A 25,499-nucleotide genomic window follows, 5' to 3' on the forward strand; every position below is an offset into this window, starting at 1 on the left:
ATTCTTGTTCCCCCCCTTAGCAAGGGGGGGCTAGGGGGGGTCGAAGAGTGTTGCACGATTTTAGAGAAATGGTATTAGGATAAAATAGTGGTAAAATAACTAGGAGGAAACATGACCGCAAAAGACCAACTTCTTCAAGAACTCGATCAAGTACCAGAACCTATGTTGAAAGAAGTGCTTGAGTTTGTACTAGCCCTAAAGGCAAAACACCCTGTAAAATCAGAAAAAAGTGAGGTCTGGAAGGCTTACCTAGCATCTAAAAAAGAACGAGAGGAGGTTTACCGTCGCCTTGCCAACTCCTAAATTTCTATCTTTAGATGAAGTGCTAGAACTTCATGACGACCAAATTTCTAGCTTTGGCGGCACTCCAGGCGTTAGAGATGAAGGCTTGTTGGAGTCGGCTTTGGCTCAACCGCAAGCAACTTTTGGCGGTCAATTGTTGCATCCGACAATTGCCGAACAAGCTGCAGCCTATCTCTATCACCTAGCGATGAATCATCCTTTTATTGACGGCAATAAACGAACAGCTTTTGCCGTGACAGATACCTCTTTGCGTTTGAATGGTTGCGCTCTGAATTTGACGGACGATCGAGCATATGATTTAGTCATGCGAGTCGCACGGGGAACCATAACTAAAGAAGAACTAACCACCGAGTTTGAGTCATGTATTGTTTAGTTTTAATAAGTAAGTTGGGCAGTGCGCCACATTGAGATTAAGTAAGGTGCGCCCATAAGCACTCTACATTGAAATAGCGAATCGCGGAACAAAAAAGCGAGTAAAATTATCACTAAATAACAAAGCCTAGATCCTTTGCGTCAAATCAGTAATAAAACTAAACAGAAAATAGCACCAACCGCCGATCGCCCTTTCTCCCGCAAATCCCGCTACCCAACTACTAATTAGCAATAGCCATGAATATAAATTTTTCCCGTTACGACACCTTAACCACCCTGCTAGCAGGAACTACCGCAGCCTTAACCATAGTCATCAGCCAAAGTGCGATCGCCAAAACCCCCCAAGAAGTCGCCAGCATTGCCGGGCCGCTGACAGTACAAATTAACAGTTCCCTCGGAGACGGTTCTGGCGTAATTATTGCCAAAACAGGCAAAACTTACACAGTTTTAACAGTCAACCACGTCGTAGAAAAAGCAGACGTGAAATACACTGTTCGCACGTCTAAAGGCAAAAACTATCAAGCAACCTCCGTCACCCGTTTGCAAACCGCCGAAACTGACCCGGATTTAGCCGTAGTCAAATTTGAAAGTCCCGAAGAATATCCAGTCGCGACGATCGCAGATTCCGATCAAGCCGTCATCGGCACTCAAATCTTCGTTTACGGCTATCCCGCTACCGGCGGACTTTTCGGCGCCGAACGAGAACCCGAACTCTCTCCCGGACTCGTTACCAGCCGCCCGCGCAACCGCCCAGAAGGTTACACTTTGCGGTATCAGGCAGTAACTTGGAGTGGCATGAGTGGCGGCCCAGTTTTTGACTCCGAAGCCCGAGTCATCGGTTTACACGGACAAGGCGAATTCGGTTTCGCGCAAACGAGTTCCGGCGAAGTCGCCCCGATTAAAACCGGATTTAACGCAGCAGTTCCCATCAATACATTTATCGCCAAGCTAGTGGCGGCGGGAATAAACAAATCCGAGTTGAAAGTAGACAATACTCCCGCAACGATCGGCCCGGTATCCACCGCCAATCCCCAAGACGCCCAAGCCTATTATTTTCGAGGACTTTCGCTGTTAGATCAAGGAGATGCTTGGGAGGCGATCGCGGATTTCAACAGAGCACTCGCTTTCAAGCCCAAATATACTCCTGAATTGTATTTTAATATCGGTAATGCCCGCACTTTCATCACCGCCGGCTTGCCTCAAACCGAACCCACACGCGGTTCCACTGCTATTCAAGCATACACGCGGGCGATCGCAAGCAATCCCGGTTTTGCCGACGCTTACTACAACCGAGCTTTAGCTTACCTGGCAACAGAAGACAAACCAAAAGCAATTGCCGACTTTGAAAAAGCAGCAGAACTTTACAAGCAAGGCGGCAGAACAAGTGCGTATCTAGACGCGCTCAGCAGAATCAAACAATTGCAGTAGAATGAGAAGTTAATAATTAAGAATTAAAAATGATTAATCCCATTTTTAATTCTTAATGTAGTTCATAAAAACAGCAGGTAAATCACAATGACTGCTATCACCTTAAACCTCAACTCCCTGATTAAACTAACTTCAGAACAGTTTTATCAACTGTGCGAAGAAAACCCTGACTTAAAACTCGAACGCAACGCCAACGGAGAATTAATTGTCATGCCGCCAACCGGAGGAGAAACAGGGAAACGCAACTTAACAGCAGGGGCTCAACTCTGGACGTGGAACGAACAAACCGAACTCGGTGAAGCCTTTGATTCCTCAACAGGATTTACTCTGCCCAATAAAGCCGATCGCTCTCCCGATGCGTCTTGGGTAGAGAAATCCCGCTGGGAAGCTTTGACACCTCAACAAAGAGAAAAATTTATCCCGCTTTGTCCCGATTTTGCTGTCGAAATTCTCTCCCCAACAGACAGCCTGAAAAAGACTCAGGAAAAAATGCAAGAATATATGGAAAATGGCTGCCGTTTGGGTTGGCTGATTAACCGCAAAAAACGCGAAGTTGAAGTTTATCGCCCCGGTCAAAATGTGGAAGTTTTACAATCTCCTCTCACCCTTTCTGGGGAAAATGTTTTGCCGGGATTTGTCCTCAATTTGCAAAAAATTTGGAATTAGCAGAATTCAATTTTGACTTATTATATCATCTTCAATAAATAAAGTAACCGTTACCATTTCGTAGTGAGGAATGCAAATCAGAGCGAGTTGGATCGGGAGGGGAGCATCTCATATTTGTAAAAACACTTCTTCTGGCTCCTTCCTTCTTCCTCTTTCCTCGCAACAAGAGAGCCTCAAAACTCCAATTTCTAGCTTGGCTGCTTTCATTGAGATGCTCCCTAGCCACTTCTTAGATCAATATACAGCACTTCTCAATAAAGTGAGATATGCCCACGGAGACCTATGCCCGCTTATCAAGCGTGCACCTCATGTTACTGAGAAAGGCTATAGCTTCTTTGTCCTTAAAATCGATAACTAAACTGGATTCGGGAGCAGAGGTCGAATTAACTCCAGAATTTGGTCATAGTTAAAGTTATTGACACAATCAATTAGCGAACTGGAAAGGGTTGATTGAGATGCGGGAATTTGTTTGATTAGCTCGTTCATGACTTCATGATCAACATCGTAGGCAGCTTGATACATTTCTTCTAACCACTGAGAGGACATCACGGCTAGATCTTCTGAAGATAAACAATCAACAAATAGTTTTTGGGAATCTTTTCCTACAACTGTGTAGATGTACTCTGCTCCCAAGTGTTTAGCGAGCTTGTCAAAGACGAGGCTTTCCTGAAATGGCTTGCTCATAAAGTCGTCACAACCAGCCATAAGAGCTTTCTCTCGCTCTTGTTCAAAAGCACTGGCAGTTAAAGCAATAATAACAGTCTCTTGTCCATCAGGGTGTTCTCTAATGCGTTTAGTAGCTGTGTAGCCATCCATGATCGGCATTCGTAGATCCATCCAAATCAGTTGTGGGGACCAACTTTCCCACAGAGATAGTGCTTCAACTCCCTGTGTTGCTTGGCGCACCTCAAAACCGACTGAGGTAAGGAGTTTGACCAATAAGCGGCGATTTTCCTCTACATCTTCAACCACAAGGATGCGGTAAGTTGGTTGTCCTGGAGCTATACCAATCACTCTTTGTTTAAGCAATTCTGAAGCAAGGCAGACTGATTGAGATAACTTTACCCCAAGTTCAAAGTAAAAAATGCTGCCCTGATTCAATGTGCTTTGAACCCGAATCTGACTACCCATGAGTTGGACAAATCTTTGGCTGATAGCTAGACCTAGACCAGTACCTTGATTCAATTTATTCCCAGCTTCAGCTTGCACGAACGCCTTAAATAAGCTGTCAACTTCTGTTGGAGAAATTCCCACTCCAGTATCCTCAACTTCAAAACATAGGCGACAGGAAGTTTGGTCGCTCTGTTCCGCTCTTACTCGTAAAGTGACGCTTCCTTTATTAGTAAACTTAATCGCATTACCGAGCAGATTGACTAAGACTTGATACAGTTTTTTCTCATCGGTATGCACAAATTGGGGAAGATTGGGGTCTCGCTCGACAATTAGTTTCAATCCTTTCGATTGGGCTTTAACTTGCAACATTTCTTCAAGAGAATTCAGCAAATTTTTTAGGTCAAAGTCAGAAAGATAGAGTGTCATCTGTCCGCTCTCTATTTTGGATAAATCTAAAATGTCGTTAATCAATTCCAATAAATGTTCGCCGCTACGATTGACGATCGCCAGATCTTCTTGGAGTTCGGGAGTCAGAACAGGATCGTAACTCATCAATTGCGTAAATCCCAAAATAGCATTGAGAGGAGTACGGAGTTCGTGGCTCATATTGGACAGGAACATACTTTTGGCTCGGTTTGCTGTTTCTGCTGCTTCTTTAGCTTGCTGAAGTTCCAACTCGGCTTGTTTGCGATCGCTAATATCAATTAAATATCCCAACATTTCCACTGGTCTACCTGCAGGATCTCGAATTAGTCTGAGTTGATTGAGTATCCAGCGATAAACCCCATCTGAGCGACGAATACGGTATTCATGGAAATAAAAATCATTGACGAATGGATTGGCTAAGCCATTAAGCACTCGTTCTAGATCGTCTGGGTGTAAGTTATCCACCCAAAATTCAGCATCTGCTAAAAACGCCATGCTTTCATAGCCCAATACCTCTTTGACATTTTCGCTGATGAACGTTGCTGGATAATTGCCATCAGGTTTACTGCTAAAAATAACGACGGGGCTGTAGTTCAGGAGAAAGTTGAGGCGATTTGTGGTAGCTTGCAAGGCTTGCTCAGCTTGTTTGAGCTCTGTCACATCCTCCTGAACGGCAACATATACAGTTCCGTATTCAGGATGCTCAAACCTGGATGTATGAACCCTGCACCAAAAAAGTCTTCCATCTTTTTTCTTATTGTAGACTTCATATTTTGCTTCCCCATCCCGCTCAAGTTGAGCAACAACATCTTCAACGGTTTCGTCGGGTGTAACCTCTGTATCGACGTAATTTATTACACCAACAGATTGACCGGCGAGTTCACCCTCTGCATAGCCAAACATCTCATCAAACTTGGGATTGGTGTAGACGATCGTCAGATCTGATGCTTTGATTAAACACACTCCACCTGCCATGTTATGCATAATAACACTCTGAAGCTCTAGCGTCTTTTGAGATTCTTTTCGAGCAGTAATTTCTTGGATCTGAGAAATAAAATGCAGTGGATTTCCCTGTCCATCTTGTACTAGCGATACATCAAGAAGACTCCAAACTATATTTCCTTGTTTATGGAAATACCGTTTTTCTATTTGGTAATTTGAAATTGTTCCTGCTAATAGCTGATGTACATAAATAAGATCCAGTTCTAAATCGTCGGGATGGGTAATGTCTTGGAAAGTTAACGCTAACAACTCTTCTGAGGAGTAGCCAAGAATCTGACATAAGGCAGGATTGACTTTAACCCAGTGCCCATCAACTGAAACGAGCGCCTTTCCAATTGACGCATTTTGAAACGCCTTGCGAAACTGCTCTTCACTGTTTCGTAATTCCACCTCAATTTGTTTGCGTTCGTTTTCAGCCCGCTTGCGCTCATTAATCTCCTGTTCTAAGGCTTGATTTGCCGCAATAAGTTGAGCTGGATTAGGTAAAGCTAAGGCTGATGGAATTAAAAACACTAGCTCAGATGCAGTATATATAGAAATCAGAGCCGTAATAGCTTTAACTCCTCCAGAAACCCAATAAATAGGAAACCAAAGCGTCCAAATTTCCATAATATGAGTTGTACCACAGGCAATTATGAAAGCGCCAAACAGCAAAAATAATTTCTGAAAATGAGGATCTTGGCGATGTCGCACAAAGTAGATTAGCATGATGGGGATGGAGTAGTAAGCTAAAGCAATTAAACCATCGGATAAAATATGTAATCCTACTAAGTTTGTTTGCCAGAGATAGCAGTGACCATGAGGAATGAATCCTCCACTTTCAAAAAATTGTGTAATCATATCTAACCTGCATTATTCATGAGTGCTGAAGTGCTTAGCGATTGACTGCCATTGCCCGCTTCATGGTCGAAGTCTTACCGGGAAAACCACTTTTGAGTAGGGAGATGTCAAGTTGCCAACCTAGCAGCACGAAACATCCGATCGCAATGACGAGTAGACTTGCCCTTTCAGAAATGTGCTTGTTCATAAATCGGCTCCTAGGGTTGAAAAAATGTTCTCATCATGTTAGCCGAAACGAAGAAGGGCAACTACGGGGGGATTATCCCTACCTCAATAAGTCAGATTTTGTAGGGGCTGTGGTAGCGTGCCAGTCCTCGAACTCTGCGATCGCAGGACTTCTTTCTGCGTAAAGTGAGTTGATCACCTAATAGTTCAACTATACTCTTATTCATAGGCTTATAGTCCTCTGGCAAAAAACTATGGAAAGGAGTAGGATTCTCGATAGAACTAGCGATCCAGCTACCAACTACCGCGGCAATATTTTAATTGTTGACGATCTGCCTGATAACCTGCGTCTTCTGGGCCGTAGTTTGAGGAGACATGGTTATAAAGTTCGCTGTGCCACAACAGGTGAAATGGCGATCCGAGCCGCCCAATCGCCATGGACGGAATTAATTTTACTCGACATTAAATTGCCAGATTTGGATGGCTATGAAGTTTGTAAACAATTAAAATCTAACGAGCAAACCACAGGCATTCCGATAATTTTTTTGAGTGTTCTCAATGAAACTTTCAATAAGGTTCAGGGGTTTGCTGTTGGTGCCGTAGATTATATTGCTAAGCCGTTTGAAATCGAAGAAGTATTAGCTCGTGTCGAAACTCACCTAACCATCCGACGGTTGCAAAAAAGCCTCCAAGAGCAGAACTTACGTCTCTTGAGAGAAATGGAAGAACGCCAACGTCTCGAAGCATCCCTCTTTGCCGAAAAAGAACTAGCTCAAGTGACCCTCCAATCGATTGCTGATGCAGTTATTACTACCAATGCTCAAGGTAATGTGCGATTTTTCAATCCTATCGCTGAGCAACTGACAGGCTGGAAGGCTCATGAGGCTAAGGGACTCCCCCTGTCTACAGTCTTTGAAATTGTCAATGAAGTAACGCGAAAGCCAGTAGATAATCCGATCGGCAAGGCTCTGTTGGAGAAGCGAATTGTGGGCTTAGCTAGCCATACTATACTGATTGCGCGCGATGGGACTGAGTATGCCATTGAGAACTCAGCAGCACCGATTAGAGACTGCCAAGGTCAAATTATCGGGGCAGTCATCGTCTTTCATGATGTTACCGAATCGCGCAATTTTGCTCGTCAACTCTCTTGGGAAGCTAGTCACGATGCTCTGACGGGTTTAATCAACCGTCGAGGATTTGAGCAGCGACTAATGGAAGCGATCGCCTCTGTTCAAGATAGCAATCAGCAGCACGCTCTCTGTTATTTAGATTTAGATAAATTCAAAGTCGTTAACGATACCGCAGGTCATTGTGCTGGGGATGAGCTACTGCGCCAAATCACTACAGTTTTACAAAAGGGAGTCCGCGCTAATGACACACTGGCTCGCTTGGGAGGTGATGAATTTGGTCTTTTGCTTACTCAATGTCCCCTCTCTAAAGCAGCTCAGATTGCGGAAAACCTCAAAGATCGAGTGCATCAGTTTCGGTTTATTTGGGATAGCAAAACCTTTATCATCGGGGTCAGTATTGGAGTTGTTGCGATTAACCAAACCAGCCAAGATTTGAGGCAGGTTATGGGGGCGGCTGATGCAGCTTGTTATGCTGCCAAAGGCAAAGGTCGTAACTGTGTTCATGTTTATCGTCTAGATGATGGCGCACTAATATAATTAGACAACGTGGTGAGAGGCAGTGGATTTCCAAAATCAGCCGTGCGTTAGAAACCAATCGTTTTTGTCTCTACTCCCAAAAGATTGGCTCTATTACCTTTAACCCATTATTAGAGCATTATCAAATTTTGTTAAAAATGCTAGACAAAAACGGAGAAATCGTGGCTCCCAATGAGTTTATTCTTACCGCCGAGCGTTATGGCTTGATAACCAAGAGCGATTGATTGTTGTTGGCTAATCGAAACTTTTTGATTGAATTATCATAATTTATCTGGGCTAAAAGTTTTTAGTCAAGACTTGTATACGATCAATATTTCTGGCGCTAGCAGTCGAGTTTTTTTGGAATTTTTCTTGTTCCATTTTATCCCCTTTTCGATGTTGATGTCGCGGTCTCTAGTGTGAGTTATATCAAATCCGTTAGCATCGGAATAGTAAATTCGAGTCAACAGTCAACAGTCAACAGTCAACAGTCAACAGTCAACAGTCAACAGTCAACAGTCAACATCATAAGGAGTGTAACCGGAAATGATATTACCGCACTTTTTTAGGTATTGCCATCCTCAGAGTTTTGCGACTTGTTCTGTCCCGGTTTTTTCGGCGATCGCACCCTCTTCCTTCAGAATTACCACGGCGAACCGATCATTGTAAAAGCGGCCCAATAATAAGGATGCGACAAATTTCGATCGCCCCTAGCGGTCAACTCCGACGGTAAAGGCAGAGCTTGATTGTTGCCCGATCGTACCAAATAACCATCTTGCAACCGCACTTCACCCCGCAACATCGCCAACTGCGCTTGCCGCAAAGCCTCAGCCTTAATCGGCGCTGTACGCAACTGCTGGTAAAACTCAGTCATCAGCCCCAAAGTACCGACATCGCTGACATACCACAAACTCGCCAAAGCCGATTTTACCCCCGCGTGTATCGCCAACCCCGCAAACCCCAACTCAGCTTGTTCGTCTCCCACCGCCGTAGTACACGCACTCAAAACCAACAACTCCACCTGCGGGTTAGATAACTTCAACTGATCCAACTGATTCAACCGCAACTTAGTATCCCAAAACTGAATGTAAGAATTTTGGGCCCCCCCAGGTTGAAAATCGCCGTGAGTAGCTAAATGAATAATTTTGTATTGCGATTGATTGCGCTTGTCCTTCAAATTTGCCAAAGTAAAAGCTTCATTGAGAAAAGACGAACCGGGCCAAATCTTGCCCACAATTGTCGATATTTCCAGTGGCACTGCCGGCAAAGGATTTTGCTCATATTTGGCGGGAAAATTCGACGCACCCATCGCTAAAACTTCAGAACCCTTAACATCGGCATAGCGAGTATCAGTTAAACTCAAACTGGGAATCAGCCCCAAACTGTACTTTTCTACCAAAAACTGCTTGCCGTCGTAAAGAGCAGCCAAAGGCAAAGTTCGCAAACCGACATCCATCGAAAACACCAAAGTGTCAATCTTGTTAGCCTCCAATTCCGGTTGCAGCGGTGCAATTAACCACTGATAAAGTTCCTCGGCAGGTTGCTTGTAGTCAGCAGCATTCAATCTCCTGGGACTTCTGATAGCATTAGTGAATTCCTTAGCAACTTGCAGGACTGTCTCGCGGCTTGCAGGCACGCTTTTAAAAACATTTTTGCCGTTTGGCAATAACAACACAAGTTCTAAATTTTTGTCTTTTGCCCACACGTAAAGGATGGCGGGTTTAACTCCAGTCAACCGATTGACGCTGCTGAGAGTATCTCGAATACTTTGCTGCGTGACCGACTTTTGACCGAGATTGCCCCCAAAGTAACGTTCAAATTCCCGACCCTGAGTTATATCCCTTTGCTGCACTGCGTCGATCGGATTTATTTGCGCGATCGAGTTCGATCGAGAAATCTCAGGAACCCTCACATTCCCCATACTTTCTGCTGTCACCGCACTCGCCGGCTTCTGTGGAGTTGTTGCCACGCTGGCGTTTTCTGTCGCCGCAGGCGTACCAAAATTGCCTTTTAACACCGACGGCGACAGCAGTACCGATGATCCAGTCGCAGTCTCGTTCGACTGAGCCTCAACAGGCGCAGCAGCAGGTTCTGGCGAGACATTTGTGGTACTGCTCTTTGGCACCGACGCTGCAGGGCCGAGACTCACCTGAGTCACAATTTGTTGAGAATTGGCTGTAGTTTGCAGTTCCACACTGGTAGTTGGTGCCGGACTCGGCACGATCGCCAGCGGCCCGATCGCAGTTGAGGAGGTGGCAGTGTTCGACTTCGAGTTTCCAGTCCCAACAGTCGCCACCGTGCAGGTTCCCGACGAGCAAGTGCTTTGCAGCAACGTCTGTGAACCCGATTGAGCCAGCCCGTCTGTAGAAATGCTGACCTCGGCGCGCTCAGCAGCAGTTCCTGTTCCCGCAGCCCGAAATGCTCCCCCCGCCTCGATTGCCACATCGCCGCCCGTATTGCCGCGAGCTTTGATCGAAACAACTTCAACATCTTTCTGCCCGGTAATTTGGCTCGAACCTGCACTTCCCGATTGCGAACTCGAGTTGATCACCCCTGTAACGATCCGGCCCGGCGCCGCAATCGAAATATCTCCCCCGCTTTTGGCACCAAAAGCATCGATGTTGCCGGTTTCTACCGCACCGGCGCTGCGAATATTGATAGGGCCCGCCACCCCGGAAGTTGAGCGAGATGAAACCGTACCAGCAGTCAACTTGCCTTGACTGCTAGTGATGTTAATCCCCGCAGTCGAGGTAACGTCTCCGACGGCTACAGTACCGCCCATCAGAGAGATCGTGGCGTTATCAGTGCCGACGATCGCACCCGTTCCCACGATCGCGCCTGCGCCATTGGGCGATTGAATCGTCGTCGGATCTTGAAATGTCACCGCCACTGGCGTTGAATTTGGCGTTGAATTTGGCGTTGAATTTGGCGTTGGAGAACCAATCGAAATCACACCGCTACCGTCAGCGCGCCCGATCGCGATCGAAGCAAACCCATTCCGAAAAGTGTTCAATTCAGCAGCAGTCAAGTTCAGAGCTTCTGTATCGCCAGAACCTTCAATTGTAATATTTTGGCTTGGATCAGCCGGTTGCAGCACCAGATTGCCGTTGCTGGCGATCGAATTTTTGTCACCCGTCAAGTCCATTTCGTTGCCCGTCAGGGTAATATCTCCCGGTGTTTTCGAGCCACCAGCTTCGATCGCCCCTGCAGTGACTCCATTGCGCCCCGTCAGCGTCACATTCCCCGCGCGATCGCCCCTCGTGTCGATCGCCCCGGCCGTCACCGTGCCCTGTGCGGTAACACTAACATCTCCCGCCGAATTGCCTATATCTTCGGAAGAATTGACAGAAGTGTTGATGGTGCGGGCAGTTCCAGTACGTAGCTGACCGGTTGTGACATTGCCTGCGGTGCTGGCGATGCGAATTTCCTGATTGTTGGTAGTGATATTTCCGGTTCTGATATTGCCGTCAGCTTTGAGAGTAATTGAGGCATTGTCGGCCGCTGTCAAAGAATTTGTGGTAGTGATTGTTCCCAAACCCGCTGGCGATTGAATAATTAGCGGATCGTAAAATATGAAATCGTTGGCAATCAGAATTGAACCGATACCGTTGCTGCGGCCGATCGTAATTCCAGCAAACCCATTTTCCAAACTTCCGAGGTCGTTTGCCGTCAGATTCAAATAAATATTAGTGCCAACATCTCCAGAACCGCCGATCGCAATATTTTGACCTGGACTCCAAGGTTGCATTACCAAAAAGCCAGTGCCGCTGACCGAATTTTTGTCACCTTTGAAATTAATTTCATTACCAGTCAAAGTAATGTTTCCCGAACCCGCTGCGACGAAGCTCACTCCCAGAACATTCCGAGCCGTCACAGTTACATTTCCCCTCGCTTCCCGGCCGCTGGCATCAAGTTTTTGGGCCGTTACATTCAGGCCGTCGAGCAAAATATTCCCGCTGCTGCCGGTGCTGGGATTGGATGAAGAAATATTGTTGGCAACAGTCGAACCCGGACTAATCAAACTAATATTTCCGCCGTTACTCGACAAATTGCCCGCAGTAATTTGACTTCCCGAAATGGCGATCGCACCGCCAGCCGTGCTAATTGTATCTCCAGAATTCATCGAAAAAACACCTGCACCACTGCGATCGGCATCTGCTCTAAATGTTACCGAACCAGTAGTTGCTTGAAAGCTCAACTGATTGTCCGCCAAATCAGCAATTGTAATATCATTGAGCGCTTCGAGAACCACATTTGACGTAGCCGACATACTTTCCAAAGCTCTAGCCGAAATTGTCAGCGAAGGCTCAGAATTGTTTTCCTGTCCTGGTAGCGTTCCTGTTGCCAAAATATTATTGTTGGCAATTATTGTCGCATCGCCCGCACCTTCTGGGGAATCTGTAATTAAGATATTGTCTGGATCTAACAGCAAAGTCCCCAAACCGTTAGTCCCGGAGGTATCGACAGTACCGTTAAAAATCAATCTTTGCTTGCCCGAAACTTCCACAAACCCGCCAACACCTGCGGTTCCCGTTGCAGAAACGCCCTTTGCGCTGATGCTGCCCAAAAATGCTGTTGTGTTGTCAGCCCAGACAAAAACTCTGCCGCCGTTGCCTGATTCAGTTGCGTTGGTGGCGATCGAACTTTTGCCATCCACGTAAGTCATTGTTGCATTCGGCACAGTTCCCTCGCCTCGGTAATCTCCCCCGAACCGCACCGTTCCGCCACCGTCCGGCCCCGAAGCATCAATCTTCGCTCCAAACAGCCCTACCTTGTCGCCCAACACGTTGACGCTTCCTCCCGCACCCCCCCTGGCAGACACGTCCGCAGCACCCGCTACCAGCGCAGTTCCAGCACCTGCAGGCACTGTTTGGCCGCCTGTGAGCACGACTTCACCTTGAGCGTTCGTAGTTATACCCGTAGCGTTAGCCACGCCGGGGCCCGAAAGCAGCCGAGGTAAAGTCAGCGGAGAGAAGGGAAGAGCTTCCGAACCCGACACTCCCGCAGCCGGAGAAACTTCTAAACTCAGCAAAAGTCCGTTTTGACTCAACCGCACCAGATTTTCGCCCGGAACAGCCGCCACAGTAATTTGACCGCCCGGGGCTGAAAGTTGTCCTGTACTGATGACCGTACCGCCCAGCAAAGTCAAATTTTGCTCGGTTCCGACAGCCAAGTTACCGGCATTGACAATACTCCCCGGCTGTGTGCTAAAAGCAAAAGCATTCGGCGTTCCGACTAGGGCCGCGTAGTCGTTTGCCCCAGTACCGTTGAACCAGCCGTTGTCAAAACCGATACCGCTAGCGGTGGTAGCAAAAAAAGACCCGGACACATCGAGTCGGGCATTCGTTCCGAAGATAATGCCTGCGGGATTCATCAGCAACAAGTTAGAATTGCCGCCACTAACTTGAATTAGACCGTTAATTAAGGAAGCGTCGCCCCCGACAACGCGGCCGAGGATATTTTTAACGCTTGGGTTGGAGATGAAATTGGCAGTTTCGCCAGAATTCAGACCGAACCGAGTAAAACTGTGGAACAAATTTGCTCCGTCTCTGGAGGGAGTGCCGCCCTTAATGTCGTAGCGAGGAGGCGACCCTGTACCTGGGGCGGTGACAGTGGTTCCGGTGCCGTCTGGGGCTGGAGTAATAGATTGTGCTGCAGCAATTTGAGATTGAGGATAAATTGCCACGAGTACCCATCCGCTGCTGTTTTCTTTGAGGAAAACCAGGTTGGGGAAAAAATCTACTATCAAAAATCCAGCAAGGGGAATTGCTGCCAGAATCGATCGCACAGCACGTTGACCATTCATAAGTTTGCCTCGATCTAGACCTGAATTCGAGTTTAAAATTGAGATTTTAGGTAAAAAAGAGTCGATCGCACCCCAATGCTGACACTTCCTAACGCGAACTCTCGATCGCAAATCTTAAATTTTCAGTCTAAATTTGATTGTGTCACCAACATAGCAAAGACTGACAGTAAGTGTCGAAACACAGGAAGTTTAAACAGAGAAAATTATGAGCGATCGAATTGTGCGTCTGATTGGTTTAACTGGGGGCATCGCCACCGGTAAAACCGCTATATCTAATTATCTGAGAGATGCCTGTGGATTTCCGATTTTAGATGCCGATATTTACGCCCGCGAAGCTGTGAACCCAGATTCGCCAATACTTGACTCTATTGTAAAACGATACGGCGCGGGTATTTTGCTCCCGGACGGCAATTTAAATCGGCCAGAGTTGGGAAGTATTATTTTTTGTAACGCAGACGAGCGGCAGTGGTTGGAACAACAGATTCACCCTTACGTGCGCCGCCGATTAGTTGAGGAAACTCAAAGCTGCATTGCTGCAGCGATTCCGGTATCCCAGGACACACAGGATTTAAGTACAAAGACTCAAGAAACCGGCTTTTTTCACCCTCATCAAAAGTCAGAACCGAGTATTGTTGAAAAAAAACCCGGTTTCTGTGCCAAGGCTGACACGTTGACTTTGGTTTTGGTAGTGCCGCTGCTGTTTGAAGCTAACATGACTGACTTGTGTACCGAAATTTGGGTGGTGTACTGTTCGCCCGAAGTGCAGTTAGAACGACTAATACAGCGAGACGGCTTAAGTTACGATCGAGCTAATGCCCGCATTAACGCCCAGTTGCCGCTAGCTCAAAAGTGTCAACAAGCTGATGTTATTTTGGACAACTCGTCAACCCTTGACTCGCTTTTGGTGCAGGTAGACGCGCAAGTCAGTCGATTTGAGATTTGAGATTTGAGATTGACTCCGCGATATCGGTTTTAAAACCTGGTTTTTTTACTTTCTGCGCGCCAGTTCGATTTGAGAGTTGAGATTTGAGATTGACTCCACAATTGTGTGAACGGGCTTTTTTCCCCAACCGCTTTCGACTCCTCCTTCGGAGTGGTGCGTAACCGCTCTTTTGAAATACTCACCGTCCTGAAGGAGCGGTGATTCTTGACGCTTCATCGGGTTCTGCTAACCGTTGCTAGTCTGACAATCCCTCTGCGCCCATTTTGAGTCGTGGCGATTCCCCATCCCGACTATGTATCGTTTTGTTTAAAAACATTAACAATACTTTGTTTTGCTTCCAGGTTGGATTTTAACCATTGCCCTTCAGTCTTTCCCTATTACTGGATCAGTCCCGGTTTCAACTCAAAATAAGTATATATCGCTGCAATCTTAGGTGGGGATTTCAACCAATTAAACTATAGCATAAAGCCGTCCTAAAAGGACGGGACTTGTATCCCATTTTTTTGGTCACAAAGCAAGCTCAGAAAAGTCAGAAAATATCAGAAAAAATAAAAGGTTCACAATTTATTTGAAAATATCATAGCAACCATTTATGAAGTTAGTGTGAAGAATTAGGCATTGCCCGCTTTAAGGAATCTCCTTGACCAAGATATAGCGTTTCTCTGTCAAGTGAGGTACATTTTTAGAGCTAAAACCCTTAATAGATAAGGATTGGTTGTATCTGCTCAGCTAAGGAAACGCTATATTGATATCTAAGGTGCTGATGGCGCGCTTGGGTACTCTCCTGTTGTGTCTTTAATCCCCGGGTTGCCACTTCACATCAATAAATTATGAAGTTAATCATAAAAGTAGTAAAACTTTACAATTGGCGGTTTTTGTTTCCTTGTTGGAAGAGCGTTTCCAGAGGATTCCAGGGGTCATACCATTTTAGATTTTAGATTTTAGATTTTAGATTTTAGGTTTGGGCATGATTTATAGCAATCCTTGCATCATTTGTGAATTTCTTACTCCCTCACCTTGGCAAGGGGAGGGTTGGGGTGGGGTAAAAAATTTACGACTCCTGCAAGGATTGCTATATCACTACCACGGTTGGGAACACGGGCATAGAGTAGCATTCTTTTTTTTGAACATGGTCTTGAATTCTGCTTGTTGCCCGTAAGTAGCAGATAACTAGAAATTACCAGGGAACAAGCGAGCTAGATGATGGATTTCACCCGCTTTTAATCAAAACTCAAAAAAAATTGCAGGTGCCCTCACTTATTAATTGATGATTTCGCCACAATTATTTTTTTTATCCTGATAGCAGAGTACAGACTGCGTATCAAGAAGGGGAAAATACAAATACCAAAATTTATGATGCGCGTTTACTCTTCCATCCTGATGTCAAGCGTGTTACTGAGCGGCACCGCAGTTAACACTCAAAGCTTTGAAACTCGATCGACCTTTTTTGCTCAACACAACTCTGCTCCCGAAATTTTAACCGCTCTAGCCGACACTCAGACCTTTTACGCAGATAACGATAAAGATACGCCGCCAGAACGAGGAAGCGGGAGATAAAGGCGAAAAAAGCGATAATTTTTGTTGGGAATTAGCTAATTACGGGGAGAATCGAAAATTGGGAGAAGAAGAGAAAACTTGAAGATTTCGATTCATTAATTCAGGGCTTACGTACTGCCTACCAAAAAACCGATTTTTTAGCGGTATTTGACGACTCAAGACCTAATTTTTGGCTGTTCCGGTTTTTTGGCCAAGCATACTCAAGATATCAGATGCCACAAACGGGAGCCAACTGTTACACTCAAAAAATCAAGGTAAAGCGCGAGTAGGAATCTGGCGCTTTACCTTGATTTTTTAAACTTTTGCAGCTTTAATCTTCTTCCGCAGCTTCGCCACCAACAACGACATCGCGAATCCGCAAACTCGGGCCGCCGCAGCCCACCGGCAAACCACTTTGTCCTGCCTTGCCGCAGCCGCCGGATTCATCCCAGTAGAAATCGTCGCCGATCGCCTCAATATCAGCTAAAGTGCTGAAAACATTACCCGAAAGAGTAACATCCCGCACCGGATTGTCTAGTTTTCCGTCGCGGATCATCCAAGCTTCGCCGGCACTGAAAGTAAACATTTCGCCGTTAGTCATGCCGCCTTGCCAATTGCGCGCATAAACTCCTTCTTTGATGTCCGAAAATAAGTCAGCAACTGGCGTGTCACCTCGTTCGATCCAAGTATTCGTCATGCGGACGATCGGCGGATAATGATAATTTAAACAGCGAGCGTTGCCAGTAGGCGTTTCTCCCAACTTGCCCGCCGTTTCCCGCGAGTGCAGCCGCCCGACTAAAGCACCGTCTTTAATTAATTGAGTAGTAGTCGCCGGAGTGCCTTCATCGTCGTAGAAATAGCTGCCACGGTGTCCCTCTGGCGCTGCACCGTCGAAAATTTGCAAGTTTTTGGGGCCGAACTGGCGGCCGAGGGTCATAATTTCCAAAATGTCGGGATTTTCGTAGGCCATGTCAGCTTCGGAAAGGTGTCCGAAGGCTTCATGGACGAATAATCCGGTCAAAATTGGGTCGATGACGACGGTGTAGGTGTTGCCTTGGACGGGGGGTAAGGCTAGGGAATCTACAGCGCGCTGGGCGGCGCTGCGAACTTGAACATCGAGATCGGTTAAGTCTTCGTAAGCTTTGCGGGAACCTGTGGTTTCGCGGCCGGTTTGTACGGTTTCCCCGCTGCGGGCTGTGGCGGCAAAGCGCATTTCCATGTCTGCCCAACCTTGTTCCAGCATGGTGCCTTCGGAGGTGGCGAGGATGATGCGCTGGGTGGTGTCGCCGTAGCGCACGGAGATGGTGGCGATGCGGGGGTCAATGCTGCGGAGAATGGCCGCGTAGCGATCGCACAATTGCTTTTTGTCAATTAGGGGAACCAGACGGGGGTCTGTTCCTGTCAGCGGCAGCAAGCAAATGTCTTGTACTGGGGTGACAGGCGCTAGGATCGTTTCTTCTTCGCCGATCAGTTTTGCCGCGGCGATGGCTTCTTCGATTCTTTCGGCGAGGGTGGAAAGTCGGTTAAAACTGGCAAAGCCCCAGCCGCCTTTGTGACAAGCTCTGACTTGGCCGCCAATTGAGACTCCTTCGCTGAGGGTTTCAATTTTTTCGCCCCGCAGCAGGATGTCGGTGCCTTCGGCTTCTTCCAGTCGAATTGCCAGATAATCGACTTGGTGGCGGTAGCGTGCCATTAAGTCTGACAGCAGATTTTTCGAGTCGGCGATCGAGGTGGGCATAAGGAAAGCACGGTGTTTAACTTACTTCATTTTGCACTTTTGTTAGGGCGATCGTACAAAATATAGCCCCAAGCGCGGAGATTGCGACTTATTGGTACGGTTCTGCCAATATCGTTAGTTGACAAATGTGGATATCCTGTGAGTTAGGAGGAAGGCGCAAGAAATTATGCGGGATTTTTCGATCGTGCTGGTGCTTGACTCCTAACTCCTGAACTTTCCTATACATAAATACTTCACCCTTCATGCCTCCGAAGGTGGGTTTATAACTGTGAATACTTACTTTTTACCGACAATAAGCGAAATTTTAGCCTCCGAAGGCCAAGAAAATGACCTCAGTCTCTTTGATGCTAAGTTGGCGGGAGAAAAAAACCGCCATCGCTGTCCTGCAAGCCGTGGGGCTTCTCGGCTGAAAGCTGAACAGGAATGGTACGGGGCGATCGCAGCTTTGAATCAAATGCTCGATCGGCAAAAAGCAGGACAAAAAACAGATGCCGATCGAGCAAATTGTCGATCGACAATCCCCAATTACTGTCAGGGATTGGTGTTGTCGGGCCCATCATCGGTTTTGACTGGCCCCGCCTTGGCCAACGGCTTTGCCAATTGGATTTTTACCAGTATTCCCGACAACGATGCAGCTTTGTGGTCTTTTCGGGCTAGACAAACTTTAGCTTTAATGCCGGCGGCTGATGTGCAAACCTCAGTGCCTGCGGCGGCCCCGGCTTTGGCTTTGGCAAGTGGTGATCCCTTAGCCAACGAGCAGTTTTGTTTGGTTTTAACTGCTAGTTTTAGCCTCGTGATGGTTTTGGGTGAAAATTCTGCCGGAATTCCGGCTTTTCTATTTTCTTTCGATCCGCAAGTAGTCGCCAAAGCTTGGGAGGTTTTGCGGCGCAGGGTGACTGAAAGCGAATGTTTGCTTGCCAATTCTGAGGGTAGCTTCAATTTACAAGTTAGCCAATTAACTAATAATTCTACTAAATTAGACGCGCTGTTCGAGGAGTTTTCGCCTGTGGAGCCGAATTATCAAACAGTGATGCAGTTCAGCCGCTTGCTGTTGCATAATTTGCCGATTGGGAAAGATGAAGCAGGCAGAATAAAGGATGAAAGAATTGATGATGGTTTGAACCATAGACATCACAAGTTATCGGCTACAGATATCAACTGCAAATCTTCAATGCCTCTGGCTACTAAAGAGGTGGAATTGCTACAGGCGATCGCCCACGAAGTCCGCACTCCTTTGGCTACCATTCGCACGCTGACTCGGCTGCTGCTGAAACGTCCCAAACTCGATCCGGTGGTGGTCAAGCGTTTGGAAATGATTGATGCGGAGTGTACCGCTCAGATCGATCGCTTCGGTTTAATTTTCCGCGCCGTCGAATTGGAAATGTCGCAAGCTAAAAATTCAGGCGTGCAGCTAACAGCAATGTCCCTCGGTGAAGTGCTACAAAATAGCATTCCCCGCTGGCAAAAACAGGCGGCTGTGCGAAACCACACTTTAGAAGTTATTGTGCCGAAAAAGTTGCCGGCGGTAGTCAGCGATCCGACGATGTTGGATCAGGTTTTAACTAATTTGATTGAGAATTTTACTCGAACTTTGCCTTCGGGGAGTCGCATTCAGGTGGAGGTGACATTGGCGGGCGATCAGTTAAAGTTGCAGTTGGAATCGGAACACCTACCTGAAGGTAATGTCGCATCGACTTTTGCAGCTAAGGGGAATGCTCCTTTGCGATCGATCGGGCCTTTGTTGATGGTGCAGCCGGAGACGGGAAGTTTGAGTTTAAATTTGAGCGTGACTAAGAATTTATTTCGGGCTGCTGGCGGGAAGTTGGTAATTCGCCAGCGGCCCCAAAAGGGTGAGGTGATGACGGTATTTTTGCCACTGCAATAGTCATTAGTCATTAGTCATTAGTCATTAGTCATTAGTCATTAGTCATTAGTCATTAGTCATTAGTTTTAATCTATTAAAATCTCAATGACAAACTCCGTTCCTTCTCCCGGTGTAGAAAAACAACTCAGTTTGCCGCCGTGTTTTTCTTCTACAATTTGACGCGCGATCGCCAGTCCTAACCCAGTTCCTTTGCCCACATCTTTAGTGGTAAATAGATGATCGAAGATACGATTTCTCACCTCTTCTGACATTCCTTTTCCGTTATCGGCGATGGAGATTTTTACCTTTTCACTTTCTACTTTTGTCCGAATAGTGATCTGATTGGGATGGGCTTCAATCTCGGCAAAATTCTTTCCTTGATTGGATTCTTCTAAGGCATCGATCGCATTTGCTAACAAATTCATAAATACCTGGTTTAATTGTCCCAAATAACATTTTACTTTGGGAATCTTGCCGTACTCTTTAATGATTTTAATTTCTGGATGCTTGTTGTTCGCTTTCAGGCGATGGCGTAAAATCATCAAAGTGCTATTGAGGCCTTCGTGGATATTGGCCTCAACTTTATGGGCCGTATCGGCGCGAGAGAAAGTGCGGAGGGATGTGCTGATGTTTTTGATGCGCTCGCATCCTATTTTCATGGAACTCAACATTTTGGGTAAATCTTCTACTAGATAATCTAAATCTATTTGCTCTGCTTTATTAATCAATTCTGCTTCGGATGGAGGAAACTTTTCTTGATAGAGGCGCAAATAATCAATTAAGTCTTGGACTCCAGCATGAGCTTCATTAATGTTCCCGGCAATGAAACCAACGGGGTTGTTGATTTCATGGGCAACCCCTGCCACTAGATTACCTAATGCTGACATCTTTTCACTTTGGATCATTTGCATCTGAGTTTGCTGAAGTTCATTCAAAGTCTGCTGCACTTGGTGATAGAGACGGGCATTTTCCAGAGCGATCGCCGCTTGACTAGAGAGAAAATTCAGCACTAGGAGCCGATCGCGACTAAACACCCCACTTGTTATCCGATTTTCTAGATATAAAATGCCGACCAAATTGCCCTGATTTAGAATTGGCAAACCCAGCAAACTCTCTGGTTGGTGGTGGTCTAAATAATCGTCAATCACAGGCAGATCAGTTTTGGCGTGATCGATGACAACTGCTGCTAGGGTGTTTTTGACATACTGGATTAATTTAACAGGAACGGTGGGATTATTCTCTAGAGGTTCCCTTTGCAGGCTAATGTGTTCCCTGGTAGCGATCGCCCGCACTTGCCATTGTTGATCTTGGCAGAGCATCAGTGCACAGCGATCGGCTCCCGAGTTTTGTAACATGGTTTGGGTCACAATTTGCAGCAACTCATCGAGGTCGATCGTGCTGGAGATCATTTGGGAGATTTGCAGCAGAGTCGAAAAATCTAGAGCCTGGTTGATGGAGGTGTTGGAGGTACTGTGGGAGATGCTCGAATGAATTGAGTAGGTGGGATTGGTGAGTGTGGATAGGGTTGCTAAAAGAGTGATGGGTTGGGCGGATTGTTGTAAGATGGGGCGCAGCAGATCGGGATAACGTTTTTCTAGGTCATCGGTTTTGGCTTTGGCTCCCCAGCGGGCGTAACAATAGTAGGCTTCCTGCATATAGCCTGCAGCGACTTTTTCTTTGCCCCAGTCGAGGTAGAATTTGGCGGCGAGTTCGTTGGCTAAGGCTTCTTCGTTGAGGAATTGGTTTTCTTTAGCGAGTTGAATGGAGCGATCGTAATAGTCGATCGCTTCTAGTTTTTGCCCCAGTACCCGATACCGTTCTGCTTCTACCAAAAGAAACTTATGTTGGTAATTCATTGGGGCATAGTGCCCCCATTTCTTCAGCTTTTTCTGATTCGCCTGAATGCACTTCAAGATTTGCTGGTGTTGTGGAGAGGTTGCAGTCGCGTAAATTGCCAGTTGTGCCAGAGAATCGTAAAAGTAGTGCAGAACCGTTGGCAGCGAGGAAACGCAGTTATCAAAGTAGGGTTTAGCAGCGTTTGACTTCTCAATTGCTGCGTCATACTGCCCGAACAAATAATGAAGATGCTGCTGGCAAACGTAACTAAAAAATAACCCTGTACGATCGTTCGCCGCCACCTGTGCGGGAATATCTTCAGCAACCCGATAGCTTTCGCCGGACAAGCAACTCGGATCGCTAGAATGACCCAGAAGATTTAAGGTCGCTTGATGATATATCTGGATGTAAAGAGAGCCGTTTTTTTGGTTGAAAGGAGCGATCGCCGTTATCAAAGAACGAATTGCTGCTTCTGCTTCCGTTAAGTTCTCCCCTGTCCAGTAGCGATTGTAAGAATGAACCAAAGCTGCCCAAGCAGCATATTCTACATCTCCCGTTTCTAAACCGCTCTGGTAAGCTGTTAACAGCGCTGGCATTGTATCTGCGATGCGATCGCGCCAATGGCTGATAAACGTATAAGTCATAAATAGCACTTTCGCTTTCAAATCCGTCGCGTTAAAACGCTCTAGTAATTGCAGAGAAAGTTGTCCAAACTGATAGCCTCCTTCGATATCCATGAGTATGCCACAGAGGATCAGTCCATACCAAGCATAGCCAAAAGCTGATAGGGCGGTATTGCCGTGCCGTACAGACAAGTTAACCCGCTCAAATACCAGTAGTGGCATCAACTTCGGAGCACAAAGATAGGCAGCAGAAGCAGCACTAGAAAGAATTCGCATCGCTGCCAATTTGTTAGCATCTGTCATATTTTGCAGATTCACAAGCTGTTCCGGTTTCTTGTTACCGAGAATCAACTTAGTTGTGGCTAAACCCAGCAATACTTGAGGCTGAGTAGGGTTTTTGGGAAGCCGAATCCCAAACTGCCCGAGCACATCAATTGCTGTGTAAACGCCATCCTGGGGCTGACCTTGGGCAAGGTAAGCGAGGATTTGAATCTCGTAAGCGCTAACTTTGTCGATCAGTTGGTTTGCTTGTTGCAAAATCGCAGTAATTAGCTGTTCCATCTGTTCAAATTGGCTGCACAAATACGCTGCTTCGGCTGCCAAATTGTGCAGGGCCAGCGTCAGAGTATATTGTTCCTGCCAGCTATCGGCTGGTAAGCTGCTAATACCTGTATTGACAAATATCAATGCCGCGTCAAAGGCTGCGGCAGCCTTTGCGGTTTTCCCAGCCTGCAAGTTGAGCGAGGCTAATTCATAAAGCGCTGTTCGATCGCAAATCAGCCCGCGGGCAAAGTTGAAATGACCGACAATATCAAAAATCCTTTCCTGACGTTGAGTTTCACTACTTTTTTGCAACAACAGTTGCCCTATTTTCAGGTGAGTGGCTTGTTTTCGATCTTCTGGAATTAGGGAATAAGCCGCTTGTTGAATGCGATCGTGTAGAAATTTGTAGTTAGGTAATTGAGCGGTGGTAGTTGGCAATATATCGGTTTTTTCCCGAGGTTCTTTTCCTTGATAAAACTTGTAAATGTCACTGGTTGGTAAGATGAATCCTTCTTGCAATGATTTCCATAAATCGGCAGCAGTTTCTTCCGGCGACTTCTCGCTGACTACCGCCAATGTATTCAAATCAAAGTGCGCTCCAATGCACGCAGCCAACTTCAGCACATCCTGAGTTTCTGGCGGCAACTTCTGCAATTGCAGCGCCATAAACTCCACCACATCCGAAGTGATAGTTAGGGCTTTGACTTTGGCAATATCACACTGCCACCCCCCTGTTACCCCCCTCTGTCCCCCCTGGGAAAGGGGGGTGGGGTCAAACGCAATCAGCCCATCTTCCTGTAGCGCCCTGAGAAATTGCGTGGCAAAAAATGGATTGCCTTTGGTTTTTTGATAAACTAACTCGGTTAATGGCTGAGCAAGAAGGATCTCGCACGAGAGCGTATCTGCTATCAAATCGTTAATATCGGCTTGACTCAGAGGTTCCAAGGTAATAGTATTTACCGTTACTTGGGATTTTTCCATCTCTGCTACTGCCAACATAAATGGATGAGCTGGGGATACTTCGTTATCTCGATATGCCCCAATTACCAGCAAATTCTGACTATCTTTTTCACTCATCAACACTTGCAAAAGCTTCAGGGATGCTGAATCTGACCATTGCAAATCATCCAAAAAAATCACTAAGGGATGTTCTTTGGTGGCAAAAACAGAGATAAATTTTTGAAATAGTAAATTGAAACGATTTTCGGCGGAACTTCCCGAAAGTTCAGAGACAGGCTGTTGTTTGCCAATAATTCGTTCCAATTCGGGAATTACTTCTACAATAACTTGACCGTTTTCGCCCAGAGCATTGATAATTTTCCTTTGCCATTGTTCTAGCTGAGCGTCGCTTTCTGAGAGTAATTGCTCCATCAAATCTCGGAAGGCTTGCACAAAAGCACTAAAGGGAATGTTGCGTTGAAATTGGTCGTATTTGCCTTTGATAAAATAACCGCGCTGGCGAACTATGGGTTTGTGAACTTCGTTGACTACAACGGTTTTTCCAATGCCGGAAAATCCGGCAACTAGCATCATTTCGCTGCGGGATAAGTTGGAGTCACGCCAGTCCTCCTTAATCAAGGCGAGGTCTCCTTTTACATCATTTCTATCGGTTCTAGGCTCTTCTGGAGAACGAGATTTAGAGGGGTTTGCTACTCGATCGAATGCTGCTAATAATGCAGCGACTTCGGTTGCTCTGCCGTAGAGTTTTTCGGGTATGATAAAGCGATCGCAAAAATCCCGCCGCCCAATGGAAAAACTCTCAATTTTACCTGTCTCATTGAGTTGTTGCAAACAAACTTTTAAATCGAATTTCAGCCCTAATGCACTCTGATAGCGAGTTTCGGCATTTTTGGCCATCAATTTGCTGACAATTTCCGAGAGAACAAGGGGAATTTTGGGATTAATTTCATGTACAGATGGTGGGTGCTGGGCAATATGACAGTGGATCAATTCCATTGGATCGGTAGATTGAAATGGCAATTTTCCTGTCAGCAATTCGTAAAAGGTTACACCTAATGAATAAAAGTCTGTGCGGTAGTCAAGGCCGCGATTCATCCTTCCTGTTTGTTCGGGAGATAGATAGCTGAGTGTTCCTTCGATGACGTTGGGACTCATCAGTGTTTGAGTTTCTCGCGGCAGCAAAGATGCAATACTAAAGTCAATGAGTTTGACTTGTTTAGTATCAGGATCGATCAGAATATTAGCGGGTTTAATGTCTTTGTGAATGATGCGGTGGCGGTAAAGTATATCTAATGTATTGCTCAGGTCGATCGCAATTTGGAAAAAATCAACCAGAGATTGCACGGTTTTTCCTTTCCCCCTCCATTCCTTCAGAGAAATTCCCCCGAAGTCTTCCACAATCAGCGCATAGCCGTTGCGGTAGGGTTCCAAGCTGTAGGTTTGGATGATTCCGGGCAAATTTAGGTTTTTGGCGATCGTGTATTGATTGCGAAAATGCAAGAGTTCGCTGAAGCTGGGATACTCGTTTCGCAAGACTTTGATGGCGACCGGTTTTTGGTCGCAGAGGCGAGTTCCGCGATAAACTAGGGTGCGAGTGCCTGAATAAATTCGAGCGAGAATTTGATAGCCAGTTAGTTCTATCATAACAATAATTATTTTGCTATTAAAATATTTTCTTTTACTATTATA

14 protein-coding genes are annotated in these 25,499 nt (G+C 46.2%); 8 read left to right on the forward strand and 6 right to left on the reverse strand.

Translation table 11 applies throughout. The features are described from left to right. The first annotated feature begins 111 nt into the window (after positions 1-111). From QUA43_RS05540 to QUA43_RS05555, 4 genes are all read left to right on the forward strand, one after another. Entirely contained in the window at positions 112-303 is a 192-nt protein-coding gene (locus QUA43_RS05540) for a DUF2281 domain-containing protein (protein WP_333371723.1), read from the forward strand. Further along, positions 290-676, forward strand: coding sequence for a type II toxin-antitoxin system death-on-curing family toxin (locus QUA43_RS05545; RefSeq protein WP_333371725.1), 387 nt, complete (start codon positions 290-292; stop codon positions 674-676). Before QUA43_RS05540 ends, QUA43_RS05545 begins: the two co-directional genes overlap by 14 nt. 236 nt (positions 677-912) lie before the next feature. After that, positions 913-2,103, forward strand: coding sequence for a tetratricopeptide repeat-containing serine protease family protein (locus tag QUA43_RS05550; RefSeq protein ID WP_333371727.1), 1,191 nt, complete (start codon positions 913-915; stop codon positions 2,101-2,103). 87 nt (positions 2,104-2,190) lie between these two features. Further along, positions 2,191-2,769, forward strand: a complete 579-nt coding sequence (locus QUA43_RS05555) for a Uma2 family endonuclease (protein WP_333371728.1) — start codon at positions 2,191-2,193, stop codon at positions 2,767-2,769. A gap of 354 nt (positions 2,770-3,123) precedes the next feature. Here QUA43_RS05555 and QUA43_RS05560 read toward each other — a convergent pair whose 3' ends face one another. Together QUA43_RS05560 and QUA43_RS05565 are read right to left on the reverse strand one after the other, a co-directional pair. Beyond that, positions 3,124-6,150 (reverse strand): PAS domain S-box protein, encoded by a 3,027-nt coding sequence (locus QUA43_RS05560; protein ID WP_333371730.1) that lies wholly within the window; start codon positions 6,148-6,150, stop codon positions 3,124-3,126. A 34-nt stretch (positions 6,151-6,184) separates the two neighbouring features. Then, on the reverse strand, positions 6,185-6,337 hold the full coding sequence (locus QUA43_RS05565; RefSeq protein WP_333371732.1) for a hypothetical protein: 153 nt from the start codon (positions 6,335-6,337) through the stop codon (positions 6,185-6,187). 232 nt (positions 6,338-6,569) lie between these two features. On the opposite strand from QUA43_RS05565, the gene QUA43_RS05570 reads away from it, so the two are divergent. Further along, on the forward strand, positions 6,570-7,982 hold the full coding sequence (locus tag QUA43_RS05570; protein ID WP_333371734.1) for a diguanylate cyclase domain-containing protein: 1,413 nt from the start codon (positions 6,570-6,572) through the stop codon (positions 7,980-7,982). A 622-nt stretch (positions 7,983-8,604) separates the two neighbouring features. Here QUA43_RS05570 and QUA43_RS05575 read toward each other — a convergent pair. Further along, positions 8,605-13,767: a CHAT domain-containing protein gene (locus tag QUA43_RS05575; protein ID WP_333371736.1), complete on the reverse strand. Its 5,163-nt coding sequence runs from the start codon at positions 13,765-13,767 to the stop codon at positions 8,605-8,607. A 205-nt stretch (positions 13,768-13,972) separates the two neighbouring features. On the opposite strand from QUA43_RS05575, the gene coaE reads away from it, so the two are divergent. Further along, positions 13,973-14,710 carry a dephospho-CoA kinase gene (gene coaE, locus QUA43_RS05580; protein WP_333371738.1) on the forward strand — a complete coding sequence of 246 codons (738 nt, stop codon included), beginning with the start codon at positions 13,973-13,975 and terminating at the stop codon, positions 14,708-14,710. A gap of 45 nt (positions 14,711-14,755) precedes the next feature. Here coaE and QUA43_RS05585 read toward each other — a convergent pair whose 3' ends face one another. After that, entirely contained in the window at positions 14,756-14,926 is a 171-nt protein-coding gene (locus tag QUA43_RS05585; RefSeq protein WP_333371739.1) for a hypothetical protein, read from the reverse strand. Between the two features lie 1,137 nt (positions 14,927-16,063). Between QUA43_RS05585 and patX the strand changes: the two genes are divergently transcribed. Next, entirely contained in the window at positions 16,064-16,267 is a 204-nt protein-coding gene (patX, locus tag QUA43_RS05590; protein ID WP_333371741.1) for a heterocyst-inhibiting protein PatX, read from the forward strand. A gap of 310 nt (positions 16,268-16,577) precedes the next feature. On the opposite strand, the gene QUA43_RS05595 is transcribed toward patX, so the two are convergent. Further along, a complete protein-coding gene (locus QUA43_RS05595; protein ID WP_333371743.1) occupies positions 16,578-17,984 on the reverse strand; it encodes a TldD/PmbA family protein in 1,407 nt (468 codons plus the stop codon). Positions 17,985-18,252: 268 nt separating this feature from the next. On the opposite strand from QUA43_RS05595, the gene QUA43_RS05600 reads away from it, so the two are divergent. Beyond that, positions 18,253-19,869, forward strand: a complete 1,617-nt coding sequence (locus QUA43_RS05600; protein WP_333371745.1) for a HAMP domain-containing sensor histidine kinase — start codon at positions 18,253-18,255, stop codon at positions 19,867-19,869. A gap of 65 nt (positions 19,870-19,934) precedes the next feature. On the opposite strand, the gene QUA43_RS05605 is transcribed toward QUA43_RS05600, so the two are convergent. Continuing rightward, positions 19,935-25,454, reverse strand: a complete 5,520-nt coding sequence (locus QUA43_RS05605; protein WP_333371747.1) for an AAA family ATPase — start codon at positions 25,452-25,454, stop codon at positions 19,935-19,937. Positions 25,455-25,499: the final 45 nt, after the last annotated feature.

This window comes from Microcoleus sp. N9_B4, from assembly GCF_036701635.1.
GTDB lineage: Bacteria > Cyanobacteriota > Cyanobacteriia > Cyanobacteriales > Microcoleaceae > Microcoleus.

Excerpts from the sequence above, each read along its gene's own strand:
- coaE (WP_333371738.1), top strand. The coding sequence starts at position 13,973 with ATGAGCGATCGAATTGTGCGTCTGATTGGTTTAACTGGGGGCATCGCC.
- QUA43_RS05585 (WP_333371739.1), bottom strand. The coding sequence starts at position 14,926 with ATGAAGCGTCAAGAATCACCGCTCCTTCAGGACGGTGAGTATTTCAAA.
- QUA43_RS05575 (WP_333371736.1), bottom strand. The coding sequence starts at position 13,767 with ATGAATGGTCAACGTGCTGTGCGATCGATTCTGGCAGCAATTCCCCTT.
- QUA43_RS05605 (WP_333371747.1), bottom strand. The coding sequence starts at position 25,454 with ATGATAGAACTAACTGGCTATCAAATTCTCGCTCGAATTTATTCAGGC.
- QUA43_RS05540 (WP_333371723.1), top strand. The coding sequence starts at position 112 with ATGACCGCAAAAGACCAACTTCTTCAAGAACTCGATCAAGTACCAGAA.
- QUA43_RS05560 (WP_333371730.1), bottom strand. The coding sequence starts at position 6,150 with ATGATTACACAATTTTTTGAAAGTGGAGGATTCATTCCTCATGGTCAC.
- QUA43_RS05550 (WP_333371727.1), top strand. The coding sequence starts at position 913 with ATGAATATAAATTTTTCCCGTTACGACACCTTAACCACCCTGCTAGCA.
- QUA43_RS05565 (WP_333371732.1), bottom strand. The coding sequence starts at position 6,337 with ATGAACAAGCACATTTCTGAAAGGGCAAGTCTACTCGTCATTGCGATC.
- QUA43_RS05595 (WP_333371743.1), bottom strand. The coding sequence starts at position 17,984 with ATGCCCACCTCGATCGCCGACTCGAAAAATCTGCTGTCAGACTTAATG.
- QUA43_RS05570 (WP_333371734.1), top strand. The coding sequence starts at position 6,570 with ATGGAAAGGAGTAGGATTCTCGATAGAACTAGCGATCCAGCTACCAAC.
- patX (WP_333371741.1), top strand. The coding sequence starts at position 16,064 with ATGATGCGCGTTTACTCTTCCATCCTGATGTCAAGCGTGTTACTGAGC.
- QUA43_RS05555 (WP_333371728.1), top strand. The coding sequence starts at position 2,191 with ATGACTGCTATCACCTTAAACCTCAACTCCCTGATTAAACTAACTTCA.